The sequence below is a fragment of the Corynebacterium sp. genome, from assembly GCF_030530965.1.
In the GTDB taxonomy this organism is placed as follows: domain Bacteria; phylum Actinomycetota; class Actinomycetes; order Mycobacteriales; family Mycobacteriaceae; genus Corynebacterium.
In genome coordinates, this window is record NZ_JAUMTY010000040.1 from 1 (window position 1) to 5,800 (window position 5,800).

At 59.0% G+C, this 5,800-nt stretch carries 4 protein-coding genes; 2 read left to right on the plus strand and 2 right to left on the minus strand.

The genetic code is table 11. The features are described from left to right. The first annotated feature begins 730 nt into the window (after positions 1-730). Together pgsB and Q3981_RS07860 are read left to right on the plus strand one after the other, a co-directional pair. Positions 731-2,224: a poly-gamma-glutamate synthase PgsB gene (gene pgsB, locus Q3981_RS07855; protein WP_303125051.1), complete on the plus strand. Its 1,494-nt coding sequence runs from the start codon at positions 731-733 to the stop codon at positions 2,222-2,224. Continuing rightward, a complete protein-coding gene (locus Q3981_RS07860; protein ID WP_204087544.1) occupies positions 2,224-3,234 on the plus strand; it encodes a poly-gamma-glutamate biosynthesis protein PgsC/CapC in 1,011 nt (336 codons plus the stop codon). The genes pgsB and Q3981_RS07860 overlap by 1 nt, the downstream gene beginning before the upstream one ends. Before the next feature lie 85 nt (positions 3,235-3,319). Here Q3981_RS07860 and Q3981_RS07865 read toward each other — a convergent pair whose 3' ends face one another. Beyond that, positions 3,320-4,444 carry a hypothetical protein gene (locus Q3981_RS07865; protein ID WP_303125056.1) on the minus strand — a complete coding sequence of 375 codons (1,125 nt, stop codon included), beginning with the start codon at positions 4,442-4,444 and terminating at the stop codon, positions 3,320-3,322. Between the two features lie 270 nt (positions 4,445-4,714). Further along, the coding region (locus Q3981_RS07870) for a multidrug effflux MFS transporter (protein ID WP_303125057.1) at positions 4,715-5,800 on the minus strand (1,086 nt) is incomplete at its 5' end.

The following is a 5,800-nucleotide window of genomic DNA, read 5'->3' on the forward strand; positions in this document are numbered from 1 at the left end:
GCTAGTCGGGGTCTGATTTCTCAGTCCAACTAATGGGGAGCAGTTCACTTTTGGGGTCTACTCGGGCTCCACGCGGGCTCCAGGCGGGCTCTAGGTGTAGCTTCCTGGCACTTTCCTGTGTACCGGCTCCTTGTTCCGCCCGTCGGTGTATTGCTCCCAGGACTCTTTCCACACCACCTTCCGTCGTATTACTCAACAATGTGACCGATATCACATTGAATATTACAAACCCGTCAAGATTATGTATCGAGTGGGTAATAGTAGCGTTGTCTGACAATATGGTGTGTATTGTCTAAACGGTACCTGTGCTGCATAGATGAAGGGTGTCGCCTTCGTCACGCCCAGCGCAGACCGGGGGGATCAAATGGGCATGGGGGCAGATGAGAATCGGGCGCAACCCCTAAAACGCAATTATGAAGCCCCCTAGGGGTTGTTTTCTTGTGAGTTCCACTAGCCAGACCTTGGAGTTCTCTGTAAGCTTCACGATTGGTTATTTCGACAATGGAATTGCGAGTTCTAGCAACGAGTACATCCCCTCGATTGGCTCTAGTTTGTCGGGGGAAGTCAACGTGATTCCGTCGCGTACGTGTGCCCTTTTTGTACGCGGTGGGGGAGTTGTCAAGGCTGTCCGATTGATCAGACAGCAGGGTGTTCTCACGCTGGGGCCTTTTTCTATGTCTGATTCATGCCCCCTCATCTCTCATCACGCTCTGCCAGGAGTGATTTTTTCATGATTACCTTTGCCGCGCTTGCAGGAACGGCTGGGATCGCCCGAATGTACGCGTTCCGTCGCAAAGAAAATGCGCACCGTTCGCGCATGTCCAAACTTGACTACAACATCCACGTCAACGGTATCCGCGGTAAATCCACCATCACCCGCATGCTGGGTAGTGTCCTCCGCGAAGCCGGGGTATCCACCGTGTCAAAAACCACGGGTACCTACGCGTGCGTCATCGACCCGGAAGCGGGCGAACACCCCATTCAGCGCACCGGCCCGGCGAACATCAACGAGCAGTACGACTTCTTGAAAGAATGGCTCGACGGCTCCGTCAACGGCCTCGTCGTTGAATGCATGGCGGTCAAGCCCAAGTACCAGAACCTGTGCCAGAACGTCATCCTGCGTTCGCCGATCTCCGTGATCACCAACGTCCGCCTGGACCACCAGGAAGAGATGGGCGACACGGTCGAGGAGATCGCAGACTCGCTGTGCAACACCGTCCCCGAGCACGGCCTGGTGATCACCGGTGAGCGCAACGAAAGCGTCCTCAAGGTCATCCGGAAGAACTGCGAGGCCCGGAACTCCCGGTTGATCGTCGCTGAAGAGAGTGAGCTCTCCCGTAGCCTCGTCGACAAGTTCGCGTACCAGCAGTTCGAAGAGAACGTCGCTGTGGTGTTGACCCTGGCTGAGGCCCTCGATATCGACACCGACGTCGCTGTGCGTGGCATGCTCAAGGCAGAACCCGACCCGGGCACGACCAAGGTCATCAAGGTGGAGGAAGAAAACAACTCCCTCTACTGGGTGCCCATGTTCGCGGTCAACGACTGGGAATCCACCACCAAGGTCTACAACTCCGTTCACGACGGCCGCCTGCCGGAGGGCACCAAGCACGTCATCGCGATGAACAACCGCGCCGACCGCACCGACCGCGCATCCATGTTCGTCGACGTGATCACCAAGGACCTCAAGGGGCAGTTCGACAAGATCGTGCTCTACGGAGATATCCAAGACGTCGTGTACCAAAAGCTGGTTGCCGGCGGAGTGCCTGAGAGCAACATCCTGACGACCACCGATATCGAGGAAACCGACGGCAAAGCGCTGGTGGCGCGTGCCCGCGAGTCCTTCGACGATGACACCGAAGTCGCTGTGTACGGTATGGTCAACATCCACACGCAGCACGTTCAGTCCATGGAGAAGTACATCTCCACACTGAAGTCGGAGAACGCGCTCGCTCCCGTGGAAGAGCTGACAGGCTCGGTGGAGGTTACTGCTCCTGAAGAGGCCGTGACGACCACCAACACGGACGCGGCTGCGCGTGGCAAAGATGTGGCTGACGACGCGGAGGCCGCCGACGTTGCTGCCGAGGTTGCAGCGGACGCTTCGGACGATGCCGACGTTGCAGCTGAGGTTGCAGCCAACGTCGCTGCTCACGACAAAGACGCTGATATCGACACCGAAATCGGCGCAGTATCACGTAAAGACGAGCATGTAGAGGTCATGGCGTAGTGAACCTGCTGGAATCTCAGGGATATAGTTTCCTGTGCGACTACATTCACCTCACCTTCCTCATTGGGGTGATGGTCAGCTATCTGTACTTCCGCAAGTATCGCGTATCGATCGGCGGAACGCTGGCCGTGGGGTATTTGGCAGCATCCCTCTATGCGCCATTGAACTCCCTGGTCACGGTCCTGGTGTCCATGTTCGCCTTCGTGCTCATCAGGTTCGTCGTCCTCAAACTTTTCCTTCCCCGCCCGCGGCAGATTTTCGCCATCGGCCTGGCTATCGGTGTGATCTGCGGGTTGGCATGGCTGGGGCTCTCCGAATTCCTGTTCTACCGGACCAAGGAACAATACGGCCTGGCCCTCGTCGGCGTGATCGTCCCCGGTATGATCACCAACTCGCTGAATAAGCAAGGGCTTAAGAAGACCCTTCTGCCCATGCTGTGGATGGTGCCCCTGGCAGGTGCCGTCGGGTGGGCCTTGACCTACGTGACCGTCAAGTGGCTGAACATCTCGATTTCAGACCAGCTTTTCGACGCGTCCATCGAGCGGCTACCTCTCGTGTTCGCTCTATCGGCCACCTCGGTGCTGATGGCGCTGATCATCCAGGAACAAACCGTTCGTACGTTCAAACTACGTACCGGCGGGTACGTGACCGTCGGCTTCCTGTGGGCGGCGGCAGTGGCGAACACCTGGTACCTGCTGATCCTCGGCCTGTCCGTCGCGGCTGTGTACCTGATCTACCACGCGTACGAAGCGCGTGTGCCGCTGTTCGGCAAAGACCGGTTCGTGGTGTTGATCTTCACGTCCTTCGCGGTCACGATCACGATCGAATACATATTCTCGCTGGTCGAAGGCGCGAAACTCGCGGGTCCGCAGAACATCGTTCTCTGCGTCCTGCCCGCGATTATCGCCAATGACCTCATCCAGTACGGGTTCAAGCGTACTGGCGGGGGCATGGGGATTTCGCTAGTCGGCACCAGCTTGGTGGCCGCGCCCCTCGTCGCGTTCCTGTAAGGGGGTGGCGAGGTAGAGGCCGGCGTCAGGGGCTCGGCCTTTGTAGAGCGGCTCGTCGGGGGAGGCCGCCCTACACACAGGCGCTTTAGTCGTCGTCGGAGGAGCGCCGCTTGGGCTCCCGATCAGAGTTCGCTTGCTCCGACGTACGCGAACTCTTCGACTTCTTCTTCGTCGATGTTGACGAGCGTCGTGACGACTTCGACTTCGACCGCTTCGACGACGAGCTCGTCGGCTCAGGCTCCAAGCTCGTCGAATTCTTCTTACTCGATGGCTTCTTCTTCTCAGATTCACGAACCTTGTCGATATTCGGCGCCGGCGCGTCCTGTTCACGAGTCGGCTTCGTGTCCAACGTCGGCAAGTCAGTCAATGCCTCGCGGAAAGCCGTCGACAATCGGGCAATTGTCGTCGGAGTCTGGCCCTGTTTAGGGTCCCGAATCGCGTGGTTCATCTCAATCTGCATCGCGGAATGCCCACGCTTCTGCATAAAGTCCGTCACCGTGTAGGAAGCCTGAGCATTAAACCCGGCATCAATATCCACCTGCCCGTGCAGAGTCTCAGACAACCGGCGGACAATATCGTCGGTCATGGGCGACGGGCGATCACCCGTGCCGACGGAAACAGGCTCTTCAGACGAGGAATCGTCCATGCCGTGCAGCTCGACGACGATGGCGTTATCCGGCAGGCCCTTGAGGACGCGCGTGAACTTGTCATCGCGCGTTTTCCAATTATCGTGCCAATCCGACACCTTGCCCGTGGTGGTGAGCGCGGACGCGTTGAGCTTATCGGCCACCATCTCGGTGATGCCGCCGGTGTATAGATCGGCAACCTTAGGGTGGCCGTTGCGGTGGTGGTTCGTCGCGTGCGGAGCAACGAGGACTAGGGGAGACGTCTTCGTGCGGTCGACCCAGCGAATGGAGTCATTCGGCCCGGAGCCGTCATTGTCATTCGCGGAGTACTTGGCATTGCGCTTGTTGAACTCTGAGATCTGCTTCTCCGACTCCGACTGCTTGTCCTCATGATGAGAAATCGTGCAGCCTTGCAAGAAAACGACGCCGGACATCGTGACGGCCACCCACGTGCCGAGCCGACGCATACGGGGACGTGCCTTTTTAGGGTGTGCCTTTGTGATGGTGCTCGGTGCGGGGTCTGTTCCGTGTGAAGCAGTGGTGGCGGTGGTAGCGCGATGGGGTGTGCGCGTCGAAGAAAGCACTCGTGTTGTACTCCAATACTCGCTCAACTGAAGGCTTGTGGCCTCGTGTCTTGTGAACCGTGTGGGCTGACCTGCAGGTTTCGGGCCGCGAGGGTTTCTCGGGCCGATCTGTAGGTCGTGGATCGATCTGTTGGTTGTGGGTTTGTGGCCTTGTCGTTCTTGTCGGCTTTTTCGGCCGACCGAATTTTATAGACGACGGCCACCCACGTGCATATTGAAAAGTATAACCACGGAAAGCTAACCGTGCTTTCGAGAGTTTTTGGCGATGAGCTACGCCCTATCCGACGAACTCGTGAGCGTCACGCACCCGGTGATGGCGATAATCGAGCACACCAACATGCACAACGACATGGACAGCGAAGGGTCCGAGCCGATCCCCACCAGCGGGGACACAATCCCGGCCGCCAGGAACTGCAGCGCACCCATCGCGCCAGAGCCCGCGCCCGCACCGATATCACGCACAGCTTCAACGCCCAGGGCAGTCGCATTCCCCAGCAGCAGCCCCGTCGCCGACGTCAACACGAAGAGACAAATGAGCGTCGGCCAGAGCCACGGGCCCAGTAGAGCGTCGATAAGCAAAATTGCCGACGTCGCGACGTAGAGAATGAGGCCGAAGACCAGCACAGACCGCACCTCGAACCGGTTCACAAGTTTGCCGTTCAGGGCGGACATTCCCGCGATCGCGAGCGAGTTGATAGCGAACGTGATCGAGTAAACGTGCGTCGGCAGGCCCAGTTGGTCCTGGAGAACGAACGGTGAGGCCGAGATGTAGGAGAAGAATGTGCCGAAACCGACCGCGAAAGCGAAGCAGTAACCGATGAACGCCGGCCGGCCGAAACAGCGGAAAATGGTGGGCAGGAGGTTGCGGATGGCCCCCGGAGTGCGGCGATCAGCCGGCAGGCTTTCGGGCACCACGAAGCGGGACACCACGACCATGATCACGTTGAACACTGCGATCACCCAGAAAATGCCGCGCCACCCGATGATGGGCGAGAGAAACCCACCCAGCAGCGGGGCAATCGCCGGCGCGAGGCCCTGAATCGCCATCAGTGCAGAGAAAGCAGAGGCCGCAGCTCTGCCATGCGCGACGTCGGGAATAACGGAACGAGCGACGACGACGGTGGTCCCGCCCGCGATGCCTTGGAGCAGTCGGAAGGCGATCAGCAAACCGATCGACGGTGTGAGCGCGCACCCCGCGGAGAAGAGGAAGAACAGTAACGAGCCGATCACCAGGGGACGGCGACGCCCTACCCCGTCAGAGATAGGCCCCGCGAACAGCTGACCGACCGCGAGGCCGATCATGAACGCAGAGAGCGTGAGCTGCACCGACGAGGCCGTCGTCGACAGATCTTTCGC